Annotated in this window: 15 protein-coding genes; 10 read left to right on the top strand and 5 right to left on the bottom strand. The window is 72.9% G+C overall.

What is annotated here, in order from left to right:
* The first annotated feature begins 94 nt into the window (after nucleotides 1-94).
* The 7 genes from ACQ860_RS17515 (at nucleotide 95) to ACQ860_RS17485 (ending at nucleotide 6,027) form a co-directional block, all read left to right on the top strand.
* Nucleotides 95-523 (top strand): hypothetical protein, encoded by a 429-nt coding sequence (locus ACQ860_RS17515; RefSeq protein ID WP_431304621.1) that lies wholly within the window; start codon nucleotides 95-97, stop codon nucleotides 521-523.
* A gap of 16 nt (nucleotides 524-539) precedes the next feature.
* Nucleotides 540-947: a hypothetical protein gene (locus ACQ860_RS17510; protein ID WP_431304620.1), complete on the top strand. Its 408-nt coding sequence runs from the start codon at nucleotides 540-542 to the stop codon at nucleotides 945-947.
* Between the two features lie 34 nt (nucleotides 948-981).
* Nucleotides 982-2,376 carry an amidase gene (locus ACQ860_RS17505; RefSeq protein ID WP_431304619.1) on the top strand — a complete coding sequence of 465 codons (1,395 nt, stop codon included), beginning with the start codon at nucleotides 982-984 and terminating at the stop codon, nucleotides 2,374-2,376.
* Between the two features lie 54 nt (nucleotides 2,377-2,430).
* Entirely contained in the window at nucleotides 2,431-3,288 is an 858-nt protein-coding gene (locus ACQ860_RS17500; RefSeq protein WP_431304618.1) for a fumarylacetoacetate hydrolase family protein, read from the top strand.
* Nucleotides 3,289-3,361: 73 nt separating this feature from the next.
* Nucleotides 3,362-3,514, top strand: a complete 153-nt coding sequence (locus tag ACQ860_RS17495) for a hypothetical protein (protein WP_431304617.1) — start codon at nucleotides 3,362-3,364, stop codon at nucleotides 3,512-3,514.
* A complete protein-coding gene (locus tag ACQ860_RS17490) occupies nucleotides 3,511-4,476 on the top strand; it encodes a tripartite tricarboxylate transporter substrate binding protein (protein WP_431304616.1) in 966 nt (321 codons plus the stop codon). Before ACQ860_RS17495 ends, ACQ860_RS17490 begins: the two co-directional genes overlap by 4 nt.
* 96 nt (nucleotides 4,477-4,572) lie before the next feature.
* Complete coding sequence (locus tag ACQ860_RS17485) at nucleotides 4,573-6,027, top strand: methyl-accepting chemotaxis protein (RefSeq protein WP_431304615.1); 1,455 nt, start codon at nucleotides 4,573-4,575, stop codon at nucleotides 6,025-6,027.
* Nucleotides 6,028-6,029: 2 nt separating this feature from the next.
* Here ACQ860_RS17485 and ACQ860_RS17480 read toward each other — a convergent pair whose 3' ends face one another.
* The 4 genes from ACQ860_RS17480 to ACQ860_RS17465 all read right to left on the bottom strand — a co-directional run bounded on the left by ACQ860_RS17480 (nucleotide 6,030) and on the right by ACQ860_RS17465 (nucleotide 10,179).
* Nucleotides 6,030-7,355 (bottom strand): LLM class flavin-dependent oxidoreductase, encoded by a 1,326-nt coding sequence (locus ACQ860_RS17480; RefSeq protein ID WP_431304614.1) that lies wholly within the window; start codon nucleotides 7,353-7,355, stop codon nucleotides 6,030-6,032.
* An 83-nt stretch (nucleotides 7,356-7,438) separates the two neighbouring features.
* Nucleotides 7,439-8,815 carry an ATP-binding protein gene (locus tag ACQ860_RS17475; RefSeq protein WP_431304613.1) on the bottom strand — a complete coding sequence of 459 codons (1,377 nt, stop codon included), beginning with the start codon at nucleotides 8,813-8,815 and terminating at the stop codon, nucleotides 7,439-7,441.
* Nucleotides 8,816-8,826: 11 nt separating this feature from the next.
* Nucleotides 8,827-9,531, bottom strand: a complete 705-nt coding sequence (locus ACQ860_RS17470; protein ID WP_431304612.1) for a response regulator — start codon at nucleotides 9,529-9,531, stop codon at nucleotides 8,827-8,829.
* Between the two features lie 3 nt (nucleotides 9,532-9,534).
* Complete coding sequence (locus tag ACQ860_RS17465) at nucleotides 9,535-10,179, bottom strand: MarR family winged helix-turn-helix transcriptional regulator (protein WP_431304611.1); 645 nt, start codon at nucleotides 10,177-10,179, stop codon at nucleotides 9,535-9,537.
* Nucleotides 10,180-10,291: 112 nt separating this feature from the next.
* On the opposite strand from ACQ860_RS17465, the gene ACQ860_RS17460 reads away from it, so the two are divergent.
* From ACQ860_RS17460 to ACQ860_RS17450, 3 genes are all read left to right on the top strand, one after another.
* On the top strand, nucleotides 10,292-11,170 hold the full coding sequence (locus ACQ860_RS17460) for a branched-chain amino acid aminotransferase (protein ID WP_431304610.1): 879 nt from the start codon (nucleotides 10,292-10,294) through the stop codon (nucleotides 11,168-11,170).
* A gap of 65 nt (nucleotides 11,171-11,235) precedes the next feature.
* Nucleotides 11,236-14,154: a glycosyltransferase gene (locus tag ACQ860_RS17455; protein ID WP_431304609.1), complete on the top strand. Its 2,919-nt coding sequence runs from the start codon at nucleotides 11,236-11,238 to the stop codon at nucleotides 14,152-14,154.
* Nucleotides 14,154-17,003, top strand: coding sequence for a glycosyltransferase (locus tag ACQ860_RS17450; RefSeq protein WP_431304608.1), 2,850 nt, complete (start codon nucleotides 14,154-14,156; stop codon nucleotides 17,001-17,003). The genes ACQ860_RS17455 and ACQ860_RS17450 overlap by 1 nt, the downstream gene beginning before the upstream one ends.
* A 15-nt stretch (nucleotides 17,004-17,018) precedes the next feature.
* On the opposite strand, the gene ACQ860_RS17445 is transcribed toward ACQ860_RS17450, so the two are convergent.
* Entirely contained in the window at nucleotides 17,019-22,079 is a 5,061-nt protein-coding gene (locus ACQ860_RS17445) for an alpha-2-macroglobulin family protein (protein ID WP_431304607.1), read from the bottom strand.
* Nucleotides 22,080-22,122 lie beyond the last annotated feature (43 nt).

Raw genomic sequence — 22,122 nt, 5'->3', positions numbered from 1 at the left:
GGCGCGGGCGCAGCCCGCGATTGTCAGGCCCGATTGGCCAGACCACACGAGCCACGGCAATCTCCGCCCGCGCCCATCACGAGAAGAGCCCACCATGTTCAAACTGCCCGTTCTCACGCTGCTTGGCGGTCTCGCGCTTGCCTCCGCCCTCCCCCTGCCCGCCCAGGCGCAATTCGCCATCCCCGCCTCCGCGATCACGCTGAACTACAGCAACAACAATGGCTGTTCGCTCGCGCCGCTGCAGATCTACTCGATCGGGACGGACCAGCTGGTCGTCAGCCTGAACAACACGGGGAGCAACTGGATCTCCTTCAGCGTCCAGGTCGTCCTCAACGGCACCAGCTTCACCCGCACCATCCAGAGTGCCGCGACCGGCGCGCTGGGCCCCGGCTCGCTGGTCGTTCCCATCCGCGGCCTGACGCCCGCCCTGCCCGCCAGCATCGCCAATGCCAGCGCGACCGTGACCGTGCAGACCTGCTCCACCGCCCCCACCCCAGGTGGCCCGCCGCGCAACTGGCGCTGAAGCGCCCCCCACGCTGATGCCGATCTGCCGCCTTCTGCCGGGCCTTCTCGTGGCCGGGCTTGCCCTGGGCCAGGCCGCGCCCGCCCAGGCACAGTTCATCATCCCCGCCTCGGCGGTCACGTTGCACATGGTCCGGAATGAGGGCTGCTCGCTCGCCCCGGAGCAGATGTTCGCGGGCAGCCCGGATGTCCTGAACGTCACCCTGCGCAACACGGGGAACAACTTCGTGTCGTCCTTCTGGATGGTGATCACCCTCCAGGGCACGAACTTCCGGGGTTTCATCCATGCCGGCACGGACCGCCTGTACGGACCGGGCCTGATGATGATCCCGATCCGGACCGGTTCGGTGACCCTGCCGGCCAGCCTCGCCAATGGCAGCGCGACCATCATCGTTGAGAACTGCACCGTCGAGCGCCGCCCCTGATGACGCGGCGGGCGCGCGGGGGCATCCTGCGGGCATGACCCAGACCGACCCCGCCCTGATGGAAGCCGAAGAGCTTCTCGCCCTCTATGCCCGCCGCGCGCTCTCGCCGGTCGAGGCGCTGAAGGCCGTCACCGAGCGCATCGCGCGGATGAACCCTTGGGTGAACGCCTTCGCGGCACTCAACCCGCGCGCCCTGCAACAGGCGGGCGAGAGCGAGGCGCGCTGGGCGGCGGGCCGCCCGCAGGGCCCGCTGGATGGCGTGCCGGTGACGGTGAAGGATTTGCTGCATGTGGCGGGCTTTCCGACGCGCCGCGGCAGCCGCACGACGGAGGCCACGCCGATGGCCGAGGACTCGCCCTCGGTGCTCGGCCTCAAGCTCGCCGGCGCCGTCATCATCGGCAAGACGACCACCACGGAATTCGGCTGGAAGTCGCCGGGCGACTGCCCGCTGCACGGCATCACCCGCAACCCCTGGAACCGCGAGCGCACGCCGGGCGGCTCCTCCTCCGGCGCCGGCGCGGCCGCGGCGGCCTGCTTCGGGCCGCTGCATATCGGGACCGATGCGGGTGGCTCCATCCGCATCCCGGCCGCCTTCTGCGGCGTGGTGGGCGTGAAGCCGAGCTTCGGGCGCATTCCGCAATGGCCGCTCGGCGCCTTCGCCAATGTCGCCGTCGCGGGTCCCATGGCACGGTCCGTGCGCGACGCGGCGCTGATGATGAACGCCATGGCGCGCCATGATGTGCGCGACCCCTTCTGCCTGCCGGATGACAAGCGCGACTGGCGTGACGGCATCGAGGAGGGTGCGGCCGGGATGCGCGTGGCCCTGGTCCGTCGCATGGGCTTCGACGCGCCGCTGGATGCCGAGGGCGAGACCGCCCTGATGGCCGCCGCCCGCGCGCTGGAAGCCGCCGGCGCCATCGTGGAGGAGGCGGACCCGCAATTGCCCGACACACGCGCCATTTTCGGCCGCGTCTGGGGGGTGGCCCTCTCCCGCCTCGTCGCTTCCGTGCCAGAGGAGAAGCGCGCGCTGCTCGATGCCGGCATCACCGAGGTGGCCGAGGCCGAGGGACGGATGAGCGCGGTGGATTTCCTCGGCGCCGATGCGCTGCGGATCGAGGCGGCGCACGCCATGGCGCGCTTCCACCAGCGCTATGACCTGATGCTGACGCCCTGCACGCCCACGGCCGCCTTCGCCGCCGACCAGCCGACGATCGACCCGCGCATGGCGCTCTGGCGCGACTGGGCGCCCTGGACCTTCTCGCACAACCTGACGCGCCAGCCGGCCATCTCCGTGCCGGTCGGCCTGGATGCCGAGGGCATGCCGCGGGCCGTGCAGGTGGCCGCCGCCCTCTATCGCGACGACCTGGCCTTCCGGGCCGCCAGAGCCCTGGAAATTGCGCTCCAGTCACCCGCCGCTCCCGTCTTGTAACGTCCGCGAAAAGATGCTTCACCCCCGCCACTCAATGTGACGGGGGCATGACACGTGCGGCTTGTGACGTTCACCGATGGCATGGGCGCCCGCGTCGGCGCCCTGGATTCCTCGGGCGCCGTGCGCGACATCACCGCCGTCGACGCCTCCCTGCCGCGCGACATGCTGGGGCTGATCGCCTCGGGGCGCATGCCTTCCATCGGCGCCGCGCCGGTGGTGCCGGAGGCGCGGCTGCTGGCGCCGATCCCGCGCACGCCGAAGAACGTCTTCTGCGTCGGCAAGAACTATCATGAGCACGCCAAGGAATTCGCGGGCTCCGGCTTCGACGGCGGCGCCAAGGATGTGGTGCCCCCCTTCCCCGTCGTATTCAGCAAGCCGCACACCAGCATCATCGCGACCGGCGAGCCCATCCTTGGCCATCTCGATCCGACCGGCGGCCTCGACTACGAGGGCGAGCTCGGCGTCGTCATCGGCAAGGGTGGCCGCGGCATCGCCAAGGCGGATTCGCTGAAGCACGTCTTCGGCTACACCATCATCAACGACGTCACCGCGCGGCACCTGCAGAAGCGCCACAGCCAATGGGTGCTGGGCAAGGGGCTGGACAGCTTCTGCCCCATGGGCCCCGCCATCCTCACCGCCGACGAAGTGCCCGACCCCGCGAAGCTCACGCTCACCACCTGGGTGAATGGCGAGCAGCGGCAGCACGCCTCGGTCAGCGACCTCATCTTCGACATTCCGACCCTGATCGAGGCCATCAGTGCCGGCATCACGCTGGAGCCGGGCGACGTGATCGCCACCGGCACGCCGGTCGGTGTCGGCATCGGCTTCTCGCCGCCGCGCTTCCTCGCCTCGGGCGATGTGGTGCGGATCGAGGTTCCAGGAATTGGAATCCTTGAGAATCGAGTGGCCTGAAACCGTTTTTGCGACTATTGCGTGACAACCTTCGGTGGGAGGAAAGATTTTGCGCGGACCCAGCACCCTGCCCATGCTGCGGCGTCGTCCCTTGACGGCCACGCAGATCTGCACGCTGCCCGAGCGGGCCGAACGCGCCGCCGCCTTCTATGAGCCGCCGCGGGACCAAGCCCCGCAGCAGCCCACCCGCCTCACCGACGATCGCGACACCGCCGCCGCCGCATGAGGCTGGATCGTCGCGGCCTGTTGGCCCTGCTGCCGGGCGCCGCCGCAGCGCAGCCAGCCGAATTTCCGACCCGCCCCGTCACCATGGTGGTCGGCTTCCCGCCCGGGGGCCAGGCCGACCTCGCCGCACGCCCGGTGGCCGCCGCCATGGAGCGCAACCTGCGCCAACCCGTGGTGGTGCAGAACCGCCCGGGCGGCGCGGGGGCCATCGGCTCGGGCTTCGTCGCGCGCGCGGCGCCGGATGGCCAGACGCTGCTCATGGCGCTCTCGTCGCTGGCCGTGATCCCGGAGGCCGAGCGCCTCTTCGGCCGCGCGCCGCCCTACACGGTGGACCAGTTCGCGCCCATCGGCCTGGTCAATGCCGACCCGACCGTGCTCGCCGTGCCGGCGGGCGCTCCCTGGCGTGACCTCGCGGAATTCGTCGCCGCCGCGCGCGCCCGGCCGAGCGACATCCCCTACGGCTCCTCCGGCGCCTATGGCACGCTGCATGTGGCGATGGAGATGTTCGCCTCCGCCGCGCAGATCCGGCTGCTGCACGTGCCCTTCCAGGGCGCCGGGCCGGCCATCACCGCCCTGCTTTCGGGCAATATCCAGGCGCTGGCGACGGCGCCGGGCACGGTCACGCAGCATGTCCAGTCCGGCCGGCTGCGCGTGCTGGCCTGCTGGGGGCGCGAGCGCGCACCTGCCTTCCCCGAGGTGTCGACCTTCATGGAAGCCGGCTTCCCGGAGGTGGAGTTCTACATCTGGGCCGGGCTCTTCGCGCCCGTGGCGACGCCCGCCGCCATCCAACTCCGCCTGCGCGAGAGCCTGCGCGCCGCCATGCAGGATGCGGAGCTGCTGCGCGCCTTCGAGACCGCGGGCTCGCCGCCGCGCTATCTCGACGCGCCGGAGTTCGCGCGCTTCTTCGCCGAGGATTCGGCGCGTCTCGTGCGCGCGGTGCAGCGCATCGGCCGCGTCGAATAGCGGGCGCGCTTAACCCAGCCTTCACCGGCCCGCCCTAGTTGCGGCGAGAAACCTGCCCTGGGCGGCAGGCTCCTCGCAACAGGGCCAGCATTGATGGTGAAGGCGCTTCTTCGTCTGTTTTCCGCACGGCCCGCCGCCGAGCTGGCCGCCATCAGGGCCGGGCATCTGACCCTGACCCTGGCGCCAGACGGGCGCATCCTCTCTGCCAATGCCGCTCTCCTCGAGCGCCTGGGCGTCACGGAGGAGGCTCTGCGCGGCCGCCCCCATGGCGAGGTGCTGCATCCGCTCCCGCCCGCGCCCTCGCAGCCGATGATGACGGGCGAGCGCGAATTCCGCTGCATCGGCGCGGGCGGACGGGAGCTGCGCCTGCACGGCGTCTATTGCCCGGTGGGCGGGCCGCGGGGGCGCGTCATCCTGCTCGCGACCGACATGACGGGGCACGCCCTACAGGCCGCGGAGGATGCCCGGCTGCTGGCGGCCATCAGCCGCACCCAGGCGGTGATCAGCTTCACGCTGGACGGCCATATCCTCGACGCCAACGCGAATTTCCTGGCCGCGACCGGCTACGACATCGCCGAGGTGCGCGGCCGCCACCACCGCCTCTTCATGGACCCGGCGGAGGCGGCCCTGCCCGCCTATGCCGAGCTCTGGGCGAGCCTGGCGCGCGGGGAGGCGCGCCAGGGCCAGTTCCGCCGCCTGGCCAAGGGCGGCCGCGAGATCTGGATCGAGGCCACCTACACCCCGATCCCCGACATCACCGGGAAGCCCGTGAAGGTGGTGAAATTCGCCACCGACATCACCGCCCAGATGCAGGATCGCGAGCGCCGCAACATCCTGGGCCGGCAGGTGGATGCCGAGTTGCAGGGCGTCGGCGGCAGCGTCTCCTTCGCCCGGACCAATGCCGAGGCCGCCGCCGGCCGCTCGCGCGAGACGGCGGCCAGTGTGCGGGCCGTGGCCACCGGGGCGGAGCAGCTCGCCGCCTCCGTCATGGAGATCAGCCGCCGCATCGGCGACGCCTCCCGCTCCAGCGCCGCCGCGACCGGCGAGGCGGAGCGCGCGCGGCAGATGGTGGGGGACCTCGTCACCGCGGCCGGGCGCATCAGCCAGGTGGTCGGGCTGATCACCGAGATCGCGGGCCAGACCAACCTGCTCGCGCTCAACGCGACGATCGAGGCGGCACGCGCGGGCGAGGCCGGCAAGGGCTTCGCCGTGGTCGCCTCCGAGGTGAAGGGCCTCGCCGCCCAGACCGCCCGCGCGACGGAGGAGATCGGCGCCCAGGTGGGCCAGGTGCAGGGCGCGGTGGATGGCGCGGTGGGCGCCATCGCCTCCATCACCGAGGCCATCGCGCGGATCGACGCCATCACCGCCGGCATCGCCTCGGCGGTGGAGGAACAGAGCGACGTGACGCGCGACATGTCGGCCAACATGCAGGCCGCGGCCGGGGCGGTGGCCGCGGTCAACCAGAGCCTGGAGGAGATCGCCTCCGCCACGGCCGGCGTCGCCGACAAGACCGCCCAGGTGCAGGAGACGGCGCGCCGACTCGCGGGCTGAGGTCAGTCCGGGAAGAAGCGGTTCGCGGGGCGCGGGAGGCCGAGATGCTCGCGCAGGGTCGTGCCCGCATATTCCGTGCGGAACAGGCCGCGCCGCTGCAATTCCGGCACCACCTGTTCGGTGAATTCCATCAGGCCGCCGGGTACGAAGGGGAACATGACGTTGAAGCCGTCGCAGGCTTCCGTCTCCAGCCATTCCTGCATCTCGTCGGCGATGCTGGCCGGCGTGCCGACGATGGCCGCGCCGCCATAGCCGCCCAGGCGCTGCGCCAGTTGCCGCACGGTCAGGTTGTCGCGCCGCGCCATGGCGATGGCGCGCTCGCGGCCCGACTTGCCGCCCTCCGTCTCCGGGATCTCGGGCAGCGGGCCATCCGGGTCGAAGCCGCGCGCATCCAAGCCGAGCGCGATGGACAGCGCGCCGAGCGCGCTTTCGTAATGCACGAGCCGGTCGAGCCGCGCGCGCTTCTCCCGCGCTTCCTCCAGCGTCGCCCCCACCACGACCAGCGCGCCGGGCAGGATCTTCAGGTGATCCGGGTTGCGGCCCAGCGCCACGGCACGGCGCTTCACATCGGCGTAGAAGGCGCGCGCTTCGGCGATGGGCCCGCCTGCGGCGAAGACCATCTCCGCCGTCTCGGCCGCAATCTGCCGCCCTGCCTCCGAGGCGCCGGCCTGCACGATGACGGGCCAGCCCTGCACCGGCCGCGCCACGTTCAGCGGCCCGCGCACGGAAAGCTCCGCGCCCTTGTGGTTCAGCACATGCATGCGCGCGGGGTCCCAGAAGATCCCGCTCTCCGCGTCTCGGATGAAGGCGTCATCGGCGAAGCTGTCCCACAGGCCAGTGACCACGTCGTAGAACTCGCGGGCGCGCTTGTAGCGCTCGCCATGCGCCATGTGCGCGTCATGGCCGAAATTCTGTGCGGCGTCCGGGTTCGCGGTGGTGACGAGGTTCCAGCCCGCGCGCCCGTTGGAGATGTGGTCGAGCGAGGCGAATTTGCGCGCCACGTGATAGGGGTCGTTGTAGGTGGTGCTGGCGGTGGCGATGAGGCCGATGCGCTCGGTCACGGCGGCGAGTGCGGGCAGCAGCGTCAGCGGGTCGAAGCTCGTCACCGTGTGGCTCCGGCGCAGCGCCTCGATGGGCATGTTCAGCAGAGCCAGGTGGTCGGCCATGAAGAAGGCGTCGAACTTCGCGGCCTCCAGCGCCTGGATCAGTGCCTTCAGCTTGGGGAAGCTGAAATTGGCGTCCGGCCAGGCGCCCGGATAGCGCCAGCCGCCGGTGTGGATGACGACGGGCCGCATGAAGGCCCCGAGGTGAAGCTGCTTTTGCGCCATGCGCCAAACCCTCCGGATATGTCAGTGACTTGGCTCTGCGCCTCGCATGGTTGCAGGGTGCCGGGCGCAGCCCAGCCATGCGGTCACATCGGCAGCCGCATGCGTGCGCGCAGCCCGCCCATCGGGCTCTCTTCCAGCAGGATCTCGCCGCCATGGGCGCGCACGATGTCGCGCGCGATGGCCAGCCCCAGCCCCGTGCCGGTGGCCGAGCCGGAGCTGAAGGGGCGGAAGGCCTCGGCGCGGTCGGCCGCGGGGATGCCCGGGCCGTCATCATCCACGGTGAGTTCCGCCCAGTGGCGGCCGGCCTCCTGCACCTCGGCCACGCCGATCGCGATGCGCTTCGCGTGCCGCCGCGCATTGTCGAGCAGGTTGCCCAGCGCGCGCTTCAGCGCATCGGCGCGCAGCGGCAGCATCAGCACCTCCGGCAGCGTCGTGCTCACATCGGCGCCGCTGCGGCGGGACTTGGCCGCCATCTCCTCGACGAGTTCCACGAGGTCGGACGGGCGCGGCGCCTCGATGCTCTCGCCGCGCGCGAAAGCGAGATAGGTCTCGACCATCCGCTCCATCTCCTCGAGGTCCTGGTTCAGTGCCTCCAGATCCTCCGCCGTCTCGGGCGAACGCGGCAGCATGACGATGGCGAGCCGCATGCGGGTCAGTGGCGTGCGGAGGTCATGGCTGATGCCGGCCAGCATCTCGGTGCGCTGGCTGACGAAGCGCAGGATGCGCCCCTGCATGGCGTTGAAGGCGAGTGCCGCCTGACGCACCTCGCGCGCGCCCTCGGGCTTGATGGGGGCGGTATCGCGGCCGAGACCGAAGGATTCAGCGGCTTCGGCCAGCCTGCGGATGGCGCGCACCTGGTTCTTCATGAACATGATGGCGATGCCCGCCAGCAGCAGCGCGGAACCCACCAGCCACAGCACGAAGACGTAGAGCGTGGTGCTGAACAGCCGCTTGCGCGGCGCCTCCACCGAGAGCAGGCCCGTGCCCGTCTGCACGCGGATGACGATGGCCTGCGGGTCGCTGTGCCAATCGGCGTCGAAGGCGAAGCTCATGCGCTCGCGCAGCGCGTGGTCGAGATCCTCCTCCAGCGGCAGGAAGGGCATCCAGGCGGCGCGCGCAGGCGGTGTGCCGAGCAGCTGCCCCGGCTCGAAGCCGAGCGAGAGGCCGAGGCGCCAATTGGCCTCGCGCAGGATCTGCCCGCGCATGGCCTCGGGCGCCTGGTCCACCAGATTCGCCACGAAAGCGACATCGCCCGCAAGGCCGGCGGAGAGGCGGCGGGAGATGACGTCGAGATGCCCGCCGTAGAAGAGCTGCAGCGCCACACCCTGCAGCACCACCAGCGGCAACAGCATGATCAGCAGCGTGCGCGCCAGCAGGCCGCGCGGCAGAAACCCGCCCAGGCCACGCAGCAGCGACTTGTCGGGCCGCTTCGCCGCGGGCTTCAGGACGCCCTCACTCACGGCCCCCTCTCTCAAGGACCGGGCCTCAGCACATAGCCCTTGTGCCGGATGGTGTGCAGGAAGCGCGGCTCCCGCGGGTCCGCCTCGATCTTGCGGCGCAGGCGCGTGACCTGCACGTCCACGCTGCGCTCACCCGCATCGGGCGTGCCGAGGGCCACCGCGATCTCCTCGCGCGAGAGCACCTCGCCCGCGCGGCGGGCGAGCGCCGTCAGCAGCGCGGCCTCACCCCCCGTCAGGCGCTGCGTGCCGTCCGGGCCGCGCAGCTCGCAGCGCTCGGCGTCGAACCAGCGTTGGCCCAGCTGCATGGGCCCCTCGGGCAGGGCGGCGGGGGCGGCGCGCGGCGCGGCGCGGCGCAGGATGGTGCGGATGCGCAAGGCGAGTTCGCGCGGGTCGAAGGGCTTGGCCAGGTAGTCGTCCGCGCCGTGTTCGAAGCCGGCCACACGGTCATCGGGCGCGCCGCGGGCGGTGAGCATGAGGATGGGCGTCTCATGCCCCTCGCGGCGCAGATGTTCGGCCAGTTGCAGGCCGGTCTCGCCGGGCATCATCACGTCGAGCACCAGGAGGTCGAAGGCCATGGCCTCGATGGCCGCGCGCGCCTCCGTCGCATCGCCGGCCACGGCGACGCGGTGGCCCTGCTCGGTCAGGAAGCGCTGCAGCAGCGCGCGCAGGCGGGCATCGTCATCCACCACCAGGATGTCGGCGCTGGTCTCGGCCATGGGTCAGCCTCCTCGGCTCGCGATTCCGGAATTGGGGGAGAAGGTGGGCGTGGTGCGGCCTGGGGCGGCGCTGCGCTCCAGCGCCTCGAACTGGGCGCGCGCCTCGGGGCCCATCAGGCCGCGCATCACCTGGCGGAAGCCTTCCACAGCCTGGGGCCCGGCCTCGCGATAGGCGCGCAGCACCCATTCGCGCTGGGCATCGAAGAGGCGCCGCTCCAGCGCCGCGCCCTGCTCGGTCAGGCTGAGCAGGCGCTGGCGCTTGTCGGTGACGCCCGGCGCCTGATGGACATAGCCCTGCTCGATCATCGGCTGCAGCACGCGGCCCAGCGACTGCTTGGTGATGTCGAGGATGGCGAGCAGCTCGCCCACCTTGATGCCCGGCGCGCGGCCGACGAAGTGCAGCACGCGGTGATGCGCGCGGCCCATGCCGAGGGTGGCGAGGATGCGGTCCGCCCCCGCGGTGAAATCGCGATAGCCGAAATAGAGGAGGTCCTGCGCGAGGCGCAGCTCCTCCTCGCGCAGGAAGAGCAGGCTGCGCGTGCCGCCCGGCGGGCGGGAAGGCTCCGGGCGGGCGGGTTCGGGACGGGAGAGTTCGGACTTCAGTGTTTCCGGCATGGCAGCCATGATTCCGTTTTCGGTCAGCTTCATTGACACATTCTTTGCGGTCATTCTACATTGAGACTGCAAAACGACAGGATGATGCGCCTATCCACCCCCCGGCATTCCGTTCGGGTCTCTCTTGGCGCCAAGGAGGACACACATGGCCCTGGTTCCCTTCGATGATCGCGACGGCGTGATCTGGTGGAATGGCGAATTCCGCCCCTGGCGCGATTCGAAGCTGCACGTCCTGTCCCATGGCCTCCATTATGCCTCCGCCGTCTTCGAGGGCGAGCGTTGCTATGCCGGCGAGATCTTCAAGCTGCGCGAGCACACCGAGCGCCTGCTGCAGTCCGGCCGGATCCTCGGCTTCGAGATCCCCTATACCGCGCAGCAGATCGATGATGCCTGCAACGAGACGATTCGTCGCAACGGGCTGACCAACGCCTATGTCCGCCCCATCGCCTGGCGCGGCGCGGAGGAGATGGGCGTGGCCGCGAAGGCGACCACCGTGCAGGTGGCCATCGCCGTCTGGGAATGGGGCGCCTATTTCGGCGTGGAGCAGCGCATGAAGGGCGTGAACCTCGCCATGGCCAAGTGGCGCCGCCCGCACCCCGAGACGGCGCCCACCGCCTCCAAGGCGGCCGGCCTCTACATGATCGGCACCATGAGCAAGGAGGCCGCCATGGATGAGGGCGCCGACGACGCCATGATGCTCGACTGGAAGGGCGACCTGGCCGAGGCAACCGGCGCCAACGCCTTCTTCGTGATGGATGGCGAGGTGCATACGCCGAAGCCCACCTGCTTCCTGGACGGCATCACCCGCCGCACCGTGATGGACCTGGCCCGCAAGCGCCAGATGAAGGTGGTGGAGCGCGTGATCCATCCCGATGAGCTGCCCAAGGCGAGCGAGGTCTTCCTCGCCGGCACCGCGGCCGAGGTGACGCCGGTGCGCCGCATCGGCAGCCACGACTTCACGCCCGGCGCCATCACCGAGACGCTGATGAAGGACTATGACGCGCTGGTGAACCGGCGCGGCTGAGCCGCGCGCGCTTGACGAGGCGCACCGCTCCGGGGGATTGAGGGTCCATCCCCCGGAGCATCGGCTTGAACCCATTCGCCTTTCTCTCCCGCCTTCTGGCCGCGCGTGCCGCCGAACGGGAGCGGACGAGGCGCCGCATGGCCGCGCTGGCGGCGCGCCGGGCGGGCGATGCGGCGCGCGACCGGCGGGACTGGTCCGAGGCCGCGCTCCAGTACGAACGCTACCTCGCCCTCCAGCCGGAAGACGCGCCCCTCTGGGTGCAGCTGGGCCATGCCCGCAAGGAAGCGGGGGACCTGCCAGCGGCCGAGCAGGCCTATCGCACCGCGCAGGAGCGCCAGCCGCGCGACCATGACATCGCGCTCCAGCTCGGCCACGCGCTGAAGCTCCAGGGCCGGCTGGAAGAGGCCGCCGCGGCCTATGCCCTCTCCGACCAGCTCGCCCCCATCAACCACGCGGCGGAGGAACTCGCGGCACTCGGCGGCATCGAGGTCCGCCCGCGCCCGGCCGGCGTCGCGGCGCGCCAGATTTCCGAGCGTGAGCGCCTCGCCCTCGAGCGCCTGCGCGAGGCGGAGATGGATGTCGCGCGCGCGCCGGAAAATCCCGCGACGCATCGCGCCCTGGCCGAGGCGATGCTCCAGGCGGGCCGGCGGAACGCCGCCATCGCCGCCGCGCGCGAGGCCTTCCGGCTCGCGCCCGAGCGGCGGAACTGGCAGACCATCCGCCGCGTCGGCGGCGCGCCCCCCGAGGAGGGCACGCCCGGCGGCCCCCAGCTGCACGACGTGACGGACCTGCTGACCATGGTGCGCGACACGGGCCGCGCCACCGGCATCCAGCGCGTCCAGCTCGGCCTCGCCGAGGGCATCCTGGCCGACCCCGCGGCGGCGGAGCAGGCGCGCTTCGTCTTCCTGGCCGAGCGCTTCGGCCCGCTCTGGACGCTCGCGCGCGAGGACATCGCCGCCATCATCGCCTATTGCCTGCATGAGCCGCATGACGCGCTGCGCGCCGAGGCGCTGGTCCATGGCGCCATGGACCGCGCCCAGCCGACGCACCTCGCCTCCGCGCGGGTCTTCTTCATCATGGGCGCCTTCTGGTTCTGGGCGGGCGTGCCCTCGGCGTTGGCGCGGCTGCGCGCGGCGGGGCTGCGCATCGGCGTGCTGGTCTATGACCTCATCCCCCTCACCCATCCCGAGCACACCAGCGAGGGCACCGTCGCCGCCTTCCGCCAGGGGCTGGAGGAGGGCGCCGGGCTCTGGGACTTCGCGCTCACCATCTCGGAATTCACCGCCCGCGAGCTGGGCCGCCAGCTCACCGCCATCGAGGCGCCCCCCATCCCGATCCGCCCGGTGCCGCTCGCGCACCGCATCAGCCCGCCGGACAAGCCGGATGCGGAGGCCTTCCCCGAGGCGGTGCGGGACCTGAAGGGCCTGGACTACGTCCTCTGCGTCGGCACCTTCGAATCCCGGAAGAACCATCTGGCGCTGTTCCAGGCCTGGCAGATCCTGCTGCGCGAAGGGATGGCCCCGCCGGCGCTGGTGCTGGTGGGCCGCCCCGGCTGGCGCGTGACCGACCTGATGGAACAGCTGGAGGCGACGCGCTACCTCGGCGGCCGCGTGCGCCTGGTGCATGGCGTCTCCGACCCCGAGCTGGAGGGGCTCTATCGCGGCTGCCTCTTCACCATCTTCCCCTCCTTCACCGAGGGCTGGGGCCTGCCGGTGGGCGAATCCCTGGCGCTGGGCAAGCTCTGCCTCGCGGCCCTCGAAGGTGCGACGCCCGAAGCGGCGGGCGGCTTCGCCGAAGCCATTGACGCCTACAGCCCGCGCAGCATCGCGGAGCGCGTGCGGTATTTCGTGACGGACCGGGCAGCGCTGGCCGCCGCCGAGGCGCGGCTGCGCGCGGGCTTCACGCCCCGCGGCTGGCCCGATGTGACGCGCCACTTCCTCGACGAACTCGCGCGCTGCATGGCCGCGCCGCCGCCGCAGCGCGCGGCGCCCGAGGCCCGGCGCCTTGCCCCAGGCCAGAGCCTCGTCTTCGCGCCAGGTGGGGCGCTGGGCGATCTGCTAGTGCTGGGCGCGGGCTTCGAGCCGCCGGAGCCACCGGGCTCCTGGCTCATCGGCACCTCGGGCACGCTGCAACTGGATTGCGCGGCGCCGCTGCGCCTCTGGTTCCGGCTGCGCGCCGCACCCTGGGCGATGGAGAACCGCGCCGGCATCGGGCTGGGCGACGGCCCGCTGCAATGGGCCGAGATCGAACCGGGGCAGGAGACGATGCTGGCGCTGGACGTGCCCGCTGGCCCCGCCACGCTGCGCCTCGTCGTGGACGGGCCGACCCACCCGCCGCCGGACGGCGAGCACCGGCCCATCCGCGTGGCGCTGAGCGAGATCGCCGCCGCCGCGCATGAGACGCCGCGCCTCGCCCCCGGCCGCGCCGTGATCTTCGGCCCCGCCGCCGCGACGCAGGATTGGCTCGCCCTGCTCGCCGAGGGCTGGAGCCAGACGGCGCATGGCCAGGGCGTCGCCGCGCTGGCGCCCGATGCGGTGCTGCGCCTGGCGCTGCCGCCCGAGGCGGCGGGCGAGATCCGCGTGCTGCTGCACCTGCATGTCCGCACCGGCCCGCATCCGCGGCTGCGCCACCCGGGCGGCCTGACCGAACTGCCCGAGGGCGGCGGCGCGCTGCTGCTGCCGCTGGCCCTCACGACGGACGCCGAGGGCCATGCCCGCATCGCGCTGGAGATGGAGGATCGGAGCGTGCCGCCGATCCGCCTCGCCGCGCTGCAATGGGCGGCCGAGGGCGACATGGCCGCGCGGCTGGCCATGATCGAATCCGTGATGCTGCCTGAAGGCGGGGCCGCGCATGCTCTCTCCGCCACGCGCCTCACGATGCTGGAGGCGAGGCTGCGCGCCGAGAGCGCCGAGCCCGCGACGCCGCTGCCGGGCGGCGAGGCGGGGCGGGCGGCGCTGCGCCTCGTCACCTCGCGCAAGGTCTGATGCGCCTCCTGCTCGACCTCCAGGGCGTGCAGGGCGCGGCGCGGCATGCCGGGCTCGGCCGCTACAGCCTGGAACTGGCGCGCGCTCTGGTGCGCGGACGCGGGCCGCATGAGGTGCAGATCCTGCTGAACATGCGCCTCGCCGATTCGGCAGCGCGGCTGGCGGCGGAATTCGCGCCGCTGCTGGGGGCACAGGGCATCCTGCGCTGGACCGCGCCCGAGGGCTGCGCCGCCGGGCTGCACCCCCAGGCGCCGCTGCGCCGCCTCACCGAGAATCTGCGCGCCGAGGTGATCAGCGCCGCAGCACCCGACCTGCTGCATCTCGGCTCGGTCTTCGAGGGGTTCCGGCATGATGTCGTCACCACCTGGCCGGCGGAGCTGGAGCGCCCACGCATCGCGGCGACGGTGCATGACCTGATCCCGATGACGCTGCGCGAGACCTATCTCGACGGGCATTGGCGCGAGGCGGGGCTGGTTCCCTGGTATGCGCGCTGCCTGGACGAACTCGCCGCCTGCGCGCCGCTGCTGGCCAATTCGGAGGCGACACGCAGCGAGGTGCTGCGCCACCTGGCGCTGCCGCCCGAGCGCGTGGTGGTGGTGGGCGGCGGCGCCTCGCCCGGCTTCGCGCCACCGCCACCCGATCCGGCCGCGCGGGAGGCGTTGCTGAAGCGCCATGGGTTGAGCGAGGGCTACCTGCTCTATCTCGGCGCCGGCGATTTCCGGAAGAACGAGGGCGTGCTGCTGCGCGCCTATGCCGGCTTGCCCGAGGGGCTGCGCGCGCGGCATCGCCTGGCCATCGGCCATGTGAACCCCGCGCATCTGCGCGAGATGGCGCGCGGCGCGGGTGTCGCCGAGCATGAACTCACCTGCCTGCCCTTCATCCCCGATGCCGACCTGCCCGGCCTCTATGCCGCGGCCGGCCTCTTCGTCATGCCATCCCTGGCGGAGGGCTTCGGCCTGCCGCTGCTGGAGGCCATGGCCTGCGGCGCGCCCTGCATCGCCAGCAACCGCTCCGCCCTGCCCGAGGTGCTCTCCCGCAGCGACGCGCTGTTCGATCCGGAGGATGCGGCGGGGCTGACCCACCTGATCCAGCGCCTGCTGGAAGCGCCCGAGCTGCGCGCCGACCTCGCCGCCTATGGCCCGCGCCGCGCGCGCGACTTCAGCTGGGATCGCGTGGCGGCGGAGGCCTGGGCGGCCTTCGAGGGCGCGCGGCCCGTAGCGCCCAAGGGACGGATCGCACGGCGGAAGAGCCTCGCCATCGTCTCGCCCCTGCCGCCGACGCCGAGCGGCATCGCCGACTACACCGCCGAACTCGCTCCCGCGCTCGCCGCGCATTACGCCGTCACGCTGGTCAGCGCCGCGCCGCCCGACGGCGCGCTGGCCGGGCGCCTGCCCTGGATGAGCGAGGAGGATTTCGCCGAGCAGGGCGGCCGCTTCGATCGCGTGCTCTATCACGTCGGCAACAACCCGATGCACACGCGCATCCTGCAGGAGCTGCTGCCGCGCATCCCGGGCGTGGTGACGCTGCACGAGGCCGCTATCACCGACCTCCGCAACTGGCTCGACCGCCGCGGCGACGCGCCGGAGCCGCGCACCACGCGCGTGGCGCGGGAGGAGGGCTACCCCGCCCTCTTCGCGAATTTCGAGCTGGCCGGCAGCGCGGGCCCCATGGCCGAGGCGCTGGGGCTCGTCCTGCATTCCGGCCATGCGCGCTGGCTGCTGGAGGTGCAGTACGGCAATGCCGCGCTCGCCCACGCCCATGTCCTGCCGCTGATGCGCCAGCCCGTGGCGCTGCCGCCGCGCGAGGCGGCGCGGGCCACGCTCGGCCTCGCGGAGGAGGAGCTGGTCGTCGCCTCCTTCGGCATCGTGACACCGCAGAAACTGCCCGAACGCGTGCTGGCCGGCTTCGCCGGCCTGGCGCGGGCGCTGCCCGCCGCGCGCCTGGTCTTCGTGGGCGAGGCGCAGGATGGCAGCGCGCCGCTTCTCGCCGCGGCGGAGCGCCAGGGCCTCGCCGGGCGCGTCAGCGTGACGGGGCGGGTGCCGCCCGGCGCCTACCAGACCTGGCTCGCCGCCTGCGACATCGCGGTGCAGCTCCGGCGTGGCAGCCGGGGCGAGACCTCGGCCGCTGCCAAGGATGTGCTGATGGCGGGCCGGCCCCTCATCTCCAACCGCCATGGGTCCATGGCCGAGATGGAGCGCTCGGGCTGCCGCCTCATCGGCGAGCCGGCGGAGACGGCCGAACTCGCCGCCGCCCTGCTCGAAATCGGCCGTGACGGGGCGCTGCGCGCCGAGATGGGGGCGGCCGCGCGCGGCTGGGCGCTGCGGGAGCTGAATCCGGACCGCGTGGCCGCCGCCTATGCCGCCGTGCTGGAGCATTCCTACATCCATGGTCCCCAGGCGGGACTGGCGCAGATGCTGGCGGCGAGCCGGGAGCTGCCGCTCTCGGCGCGGGATGCAGCGGCGGCGGGGCTGGCGCTGGCCGCGACCTTCCCCGGCGCCCGCCAGCCACGCCTCTGGCTGGACACCGGCCTCACAGGGCTGGAGCCGGGCCTGATGGCGCTGCTGCGCGAAGGCCTCGGCCAGATGCGGCCCGAACCTTGCGCGCAGGCGGGTGAGGGCTGGATCACCGCGCATGGCTGGGCCTGGGAAAAGCTGGATCTGCCCGACCAGCCGCCGCCGGAAGGCCCTGCCATCATGGCGCCGGGCGATGCCCTGGTGGCGCCGCCGGGCCTCCCGCGGGACCTCGCCGCCGCGCGGGGCGTGCGCGTGCTGGACGGGATGCACCCCGGCCTGCAGCGCGGCGAGGGGCCGGCGCAGCGCGCGCTCGTGGAGCGGCTGCTGAACGCCTGATCAGGCCTGGCCGGGTCAGGGCTGTATGGTGATCCGCCCCGCCGCCTGCCGCGCGAAGAAGGCCGGGCGGTACATGTCCGACACCTCCGCCCCCGGCAGCTCGAAGCGCCCCGGCGTCACGGCGCGCAACCGCACGGCGAGGCGGAATTCCCGCTGCTCGGGCGAGAAGGTGAAGGCCGCCGCCACCCGGTCATCCCACGCGGGCTGCGCATCGGCCTCAGGCAGCTCGCCCAGGCCGGGCAGGCCCGGCACCGGGCCGGGGCCGAGGCGCGCCTCCACCTCCCAACCCGCCGGCAGGCCCTGGCTGATCATGGCCAGATGGTTCTGGCTGGATTCCGCCCGCCCCTCGATCACCATGATGAAGGAAGTGCCGGAACGCAGCTGGTCCAGGTTCAGCGCCATTCCGTCGAGGTTCAGGAAGCGGCGGCGGATCTGCATGGCGTTGCGGCCGGCGGGCAGCGCCTCCGTGGGAATGCCGGTGACGGTCAGGCTGACCGGCAGGGGCGCATCGCCGAGGTTGCGCAGCGTGCCGCCCGCCGTGGCATCCACTACGCGGCCCGTGAGCGCCGTGCCGTCGAGGGTGGCGCGCACCGGCCGGCCGTCGCGGCCGAGCGTGGCGGCGGCCAGCACGGCCCAGGCCTGCTCCTGCGTGGAGGCCAGGGCGGGCGTGAGTTCCGGCCCGGGCAGGCGGCCCAGCGCCGTGGCGAGCATCGCGGCCGGCATGCGGCTTTCCTGCACGAGGACGAGGATCGCCATCGCATCCCGTGCGCCGCTGCCATAGTCGTAGATCCAGTCGCGCCGGGCGGGTGCCGCGAGCGCCGCGGTGAAGGCGCGCGTGGCGCGCTCGGCATCGCCCGCGCGGGCGAAGGCGGCGCCCAGCTGCGCGCGGGCCAGCGGCGTGGGCAGGCGGTCCAGGCTTTCCATGAGCCGGCGCGCGGCGCCCAGCCGGTGCCGCCCGGCCATGGAGAGCGCGCTGAGCCGAGCGGCCTGGGCCGCGTATTCGGCGGGCTCGGTCGGGTTGGTCTCCTCCAGCCGTTCGGAGAGGTTGACCAGCGCCGCCTCCAGCGCCGCATCGGGCACGGCGGCGCCGGCCGCCTTGGCGCGCAGCAGCGCCTCGACCGCAAAGCCGGAGGTCCAGTATTCCGGCTCGCCCTGGGCGGACCAGAGACCGAAGCTGCCGTCGAAGCGCTGCCGCGCCAGCACGCCATCGACCACGCGCTGCAGCCGGGCCGCCTGGGCGGGCATGCTCGCCTCGGTGGTGGCGGCGGCGAGGCCGATCGCCTGGGAGGAGAGCTGCTCCAGGCAGGCCAGCGGGAAGGCCTCCAGCGCGCGCAGCATGCCCTCGGCATCGTAGCGGACGGGCGTGCCGAGCCGCGCGGTGGCGCGCCAGCCGGGCAGGAGGCGCGCGGCATCGGCCACGAGCCGCGCCTCGGCCCCCGGCGCGATCTCGATCACGCTCGCCATCGAGAGCGGCGCACGGGAGGAGCGCACCTCGATCCGCGCCTCGCGCGTCGCGGTGAAGCCGTCCGGGCCGGCGATGGCCAGGCGCAGGACGCCTTCGCCCGGGCCATTGGCGCGCAGCGTGGCCGTGGGCTGCGCGCGGGCGCCGGTGGCGAGCCGCGCGGCGAGGCGGTTGGGACCAGAAAGCGCGATGGCGCCCTCGGCGGTGAGCGTGGCGCTCACTTCGCCAGCCGGGAGCTCGAGATTGTGCAGCAGGACGGAAATGCTCGCCTCGTCACCGGGGGCGAGGAAGCGCGGCAGGATCGCCTCGGCCAGCACGGCGTCACGCACCACCAGCGCGCGGGCGGCGGAGCCGACGCGCGCGCCATCCCAGGCGACGGCCATCAGGCGCAATTCGCCCGCGAAATCGGGGATTTCGAGCGGAATCTCGACGCGGCCCTGGGCATCGGTCGTCACCACACCGCTGAACAGCACGACATTGCGCTGCGGGATGCGCAGCCCGGCGAGGTCGCCCAGCTCGTCGCCGCCCTGGCGCAGTACGGCGAGCGTGCCATCGCCGGGGCGGATCAGCCGCCCGTAATCGTCGCGGATATCGGTGCCCAGCGTCCGGCGGCCGGCGTAATGCGCCAGCGGATCAGGCGTGGCGAAGCGCGTCAGGCGCAGGATGCCCTCATCCACCGCGGCCAGGGTCAGAAGCACCGCGCCTTGGCCGCCCGTGACGCTGACCGGGATGGTCACGCGGCGCTGCGGGCGCACGCGCTCCTCTCCGCCGATCGCGACCTCGAGCCGCCGCGCGGCGGGGTCGATCTGCAGCCAGGTCAGGCCGAGCGCGCGGCCCGGGGCCTCGCTGGCCTGACCCTGGCGGAAGACGGTGACGGCGGCATAGGCGCCGGCGCCCCAGGCCGGGTCGGCCTCCAGCGTGACCTCGGCGCCCGCGGCCGGCACCTCGATCTCGCGCAGCGCCAACAGGCGGTCGGTCAGGATGGCGAGGCTGGCGCGGCCGGCGAAGGGCGGCGTGATGCGCAGCGTGACGGGCTGGCCGGGCGCATAGCTGCGGCGGTCTGCCGCGACATCCACCTTGTCCGGCACCTCGGCCGCTTCCGAGCCGGCCCAGCCGGAGCGGAACCGAACCGAGGCCAACGCCATGCCGCCCGCCTCCTGCGCTTCCAGCCGGTAGCGGCCGAAGGGAAGGCTGCGGGTGAAGCGGCCCGGCGCATCGGCCGTGACGGCGAGGCCCGCCGTGTCCACAGGCTCATCGGTCCAGACCGTCTCGTAGCGCGCCTGGCCGGAGCGCATGACGATGCGCCAGTCGGGCCGCTCGCGCACCAGGCGCAGGTTGAGCTGGCCGGCCTGGGACTGGCCAGCGGGGTTCACGATGACGAATTCGAAACCCGCCTCGGCATTGGCATCCACCGATTGCGGGCCACGGATGCCGATCAGGCGCGGCGCGCCGGCGACGGCCAGCGGCAATTGCGCGCTGGTCGCCCGGCCGCCCGGCTCCTCCACCTGGAGCGTCAGTTCGGCGCGCAGCGGGCGCGTCGTGTCCGGCGCGCGCTCCAGGCTGAGCGAGAGGGTGGCGCGGCCCTGCGCATCGGTCTCGGGCAGCTCGGCCGAGAGCATGTCGGGCGCGAAGACCTCGTCCTCCAGGCCGAAGAGGAAGCCTTGGAAGGCCGTGAAAGGGCTGCGCTCGGTGATCAGGCGGTATTGCGCGTTGCCGGTGAGGCCGGAGCCCGGCGCACCATAGAGGAAGCGCGCGGTAACCGGAATTTCGAGGGGGCGGCCGGGGGTGAGCGGGCCGGGCGCGGGCCCGACCTCGACGGCGAGGCGCTCGGGCACGAAGGCCTCCACGCGCAGCGTCACCTCGCCCACCGGGGGGGCGTTGGGGTCGGCCAGCGCCTCGATCTTCCAGGCGCCGGCGGGGGCGGCGCCGGGCAGGGTGACGGGCCAATGGCCGCCATCGCGCAGCACCGTCTCGGCCGCCACCTGCCCGTTCGGGCGGCGCAGGCGCAGGCGCACCGGCAGGTTGGCCGGTTGCCCCGCCACATCGCGCAGCAACATCATGGCCTGCACCGTCTCGCCCGGGCGGTAGATGCCGCGATCCAGCCAGAGGAAGGCGTCGAGCGGGCCGGGATGCGGGCGCCCGGCGACGCCCCGATCCGAGAGGTCGAAGGCCGCGGCTTCGAGGTCGAGCGCCACCAGGTCATCCGCCGTGCTGGCATGCAGGGCGACGGGCGCCATCGGCCCCTCGCCGCGCAGCAGGGCGGCGGCGAAGCGGGCCAGCCCGTCCGGGCCGGTCTCGGCCTCGGCCAGGATCTCATTGTTGCGGGCCATGAGCGCCACGCGGGCGCCGCCGGCGGGCCGCGCATCGCCCAGGTGCCGCGCCTGAACCGCGAGGCCGCCCGCACCGCGCCAGGCCGTGAGGCCGAGGTCCGTCACGATCAGCGGCTGCGCGGTGGCGAGGCCGGGCGCGTTGCGCGTGCCGTCATTGGGCTGCGCCACCATCACATAGAGGCCGGGCCCGGCGGTGCGGACCGCATCCGGCACCGGGACGGCGATGCGCTGCAGGCTGTTGGTCGGGTGGCGCGGCACCTCGACCGCTCCCTCCCAGACCACGCGGCCCCAGCTCTCCTGGAGGTCCTGGGCCGTCCAGGAATCCATCTGCTCGCCCAGCCGCCAGTCGCGCGTCAGTGGCACGAGGTTGCGCTCCGCCACGCGGATGATGCGCAGTTGCACGCCCGAGATGTTCATCAGCGCGAGCGGAACGCGCGCCTGCTGGCCACGCGCGAGCAGGAAGGCGCGGCTGTCGAAGGCCATGCGGGGCGCGCGGTCCGGCATCGCGATGTTGAGCGCCGTGTCGCGGTTCAGGCGCAGCCCGTCCTCGCCGGGCAGGCCGGCGCGCAGGATGAGGCGCGTGGTGCGGCCATGCGGCAGGCCGACGGCGCAGAGCGAATCGCCGTCGCGCGTGATCGCGAGGCCGGAGATGGCGGGCTCGGCGCGGATCCAGTCCTGCGGCTGCCAGTCCTGGCGGCGGGCGGGCGGCAGGGTGAAACTCAGGCAGGCGCGCGGGGGCTCGGCCTCGCTCTCGGTGTTCACGCGGGTGACGAGCAGGCCGGCGGCGCGGCGCGCCTGGGCCAGCGCCTCGGTGTAGCGCGCATCATTGGGGGCGCGCTGCAGCACGGCCTCGAGCGCTGCGATCTGCTGCGCCGGGCGGTCCATGCGGCCCAGTGCCTCGGCGATGACGAGCAGCGAGGGGATTTCGGGCGGGCCGGCGGGCACCATCATGAAGTTCTGCCAGGCGGCCTGGATGGCGCGGGCGGGCTCGGGCGGGGTGCGGCGGAGTTGCGCGCGGGCCAGCGCCAGCCACTGCGCGGGCGTCATCTCGCCCTGGCCCGCGCGCTCTTCCCAGGCCTGGGCGGCATTCTGCCAGTTGTTGGCGCGTTCGGCCGCGGCGGCGCGCTGCTCGGCGCCCTGGCGCTGCTGGGCCGTGCCGCCGGCGGGGAAGCGGCGCTCCAACTGCTCGCGATACTGGCCGGAATCGCGCGAGAGGCCTGGAAGGTCGAAGGCCTGGGCCGGAAGTGTGAAGAACAGGGCAAGCACAACCAGCCAGCGAACCATGCGACGCCTTCCTTTCCTCAACCAGAACATCATGCACGTTTTG

The organism is Sediminicoccus sp. BL-A-41-H5 (assembly GCF_050632405.1).
Classification (GTDB): domain Bacteria; phylum Pseudomonadota; class Alphaproteobacteria; order Acetobacterales; family Acetobacteraceae; genus Roseococcus.
Note: the sequence above shows the minus strand (reverse complement) of the source record. Positions and strands in the feature narration are given on the sequence as shown.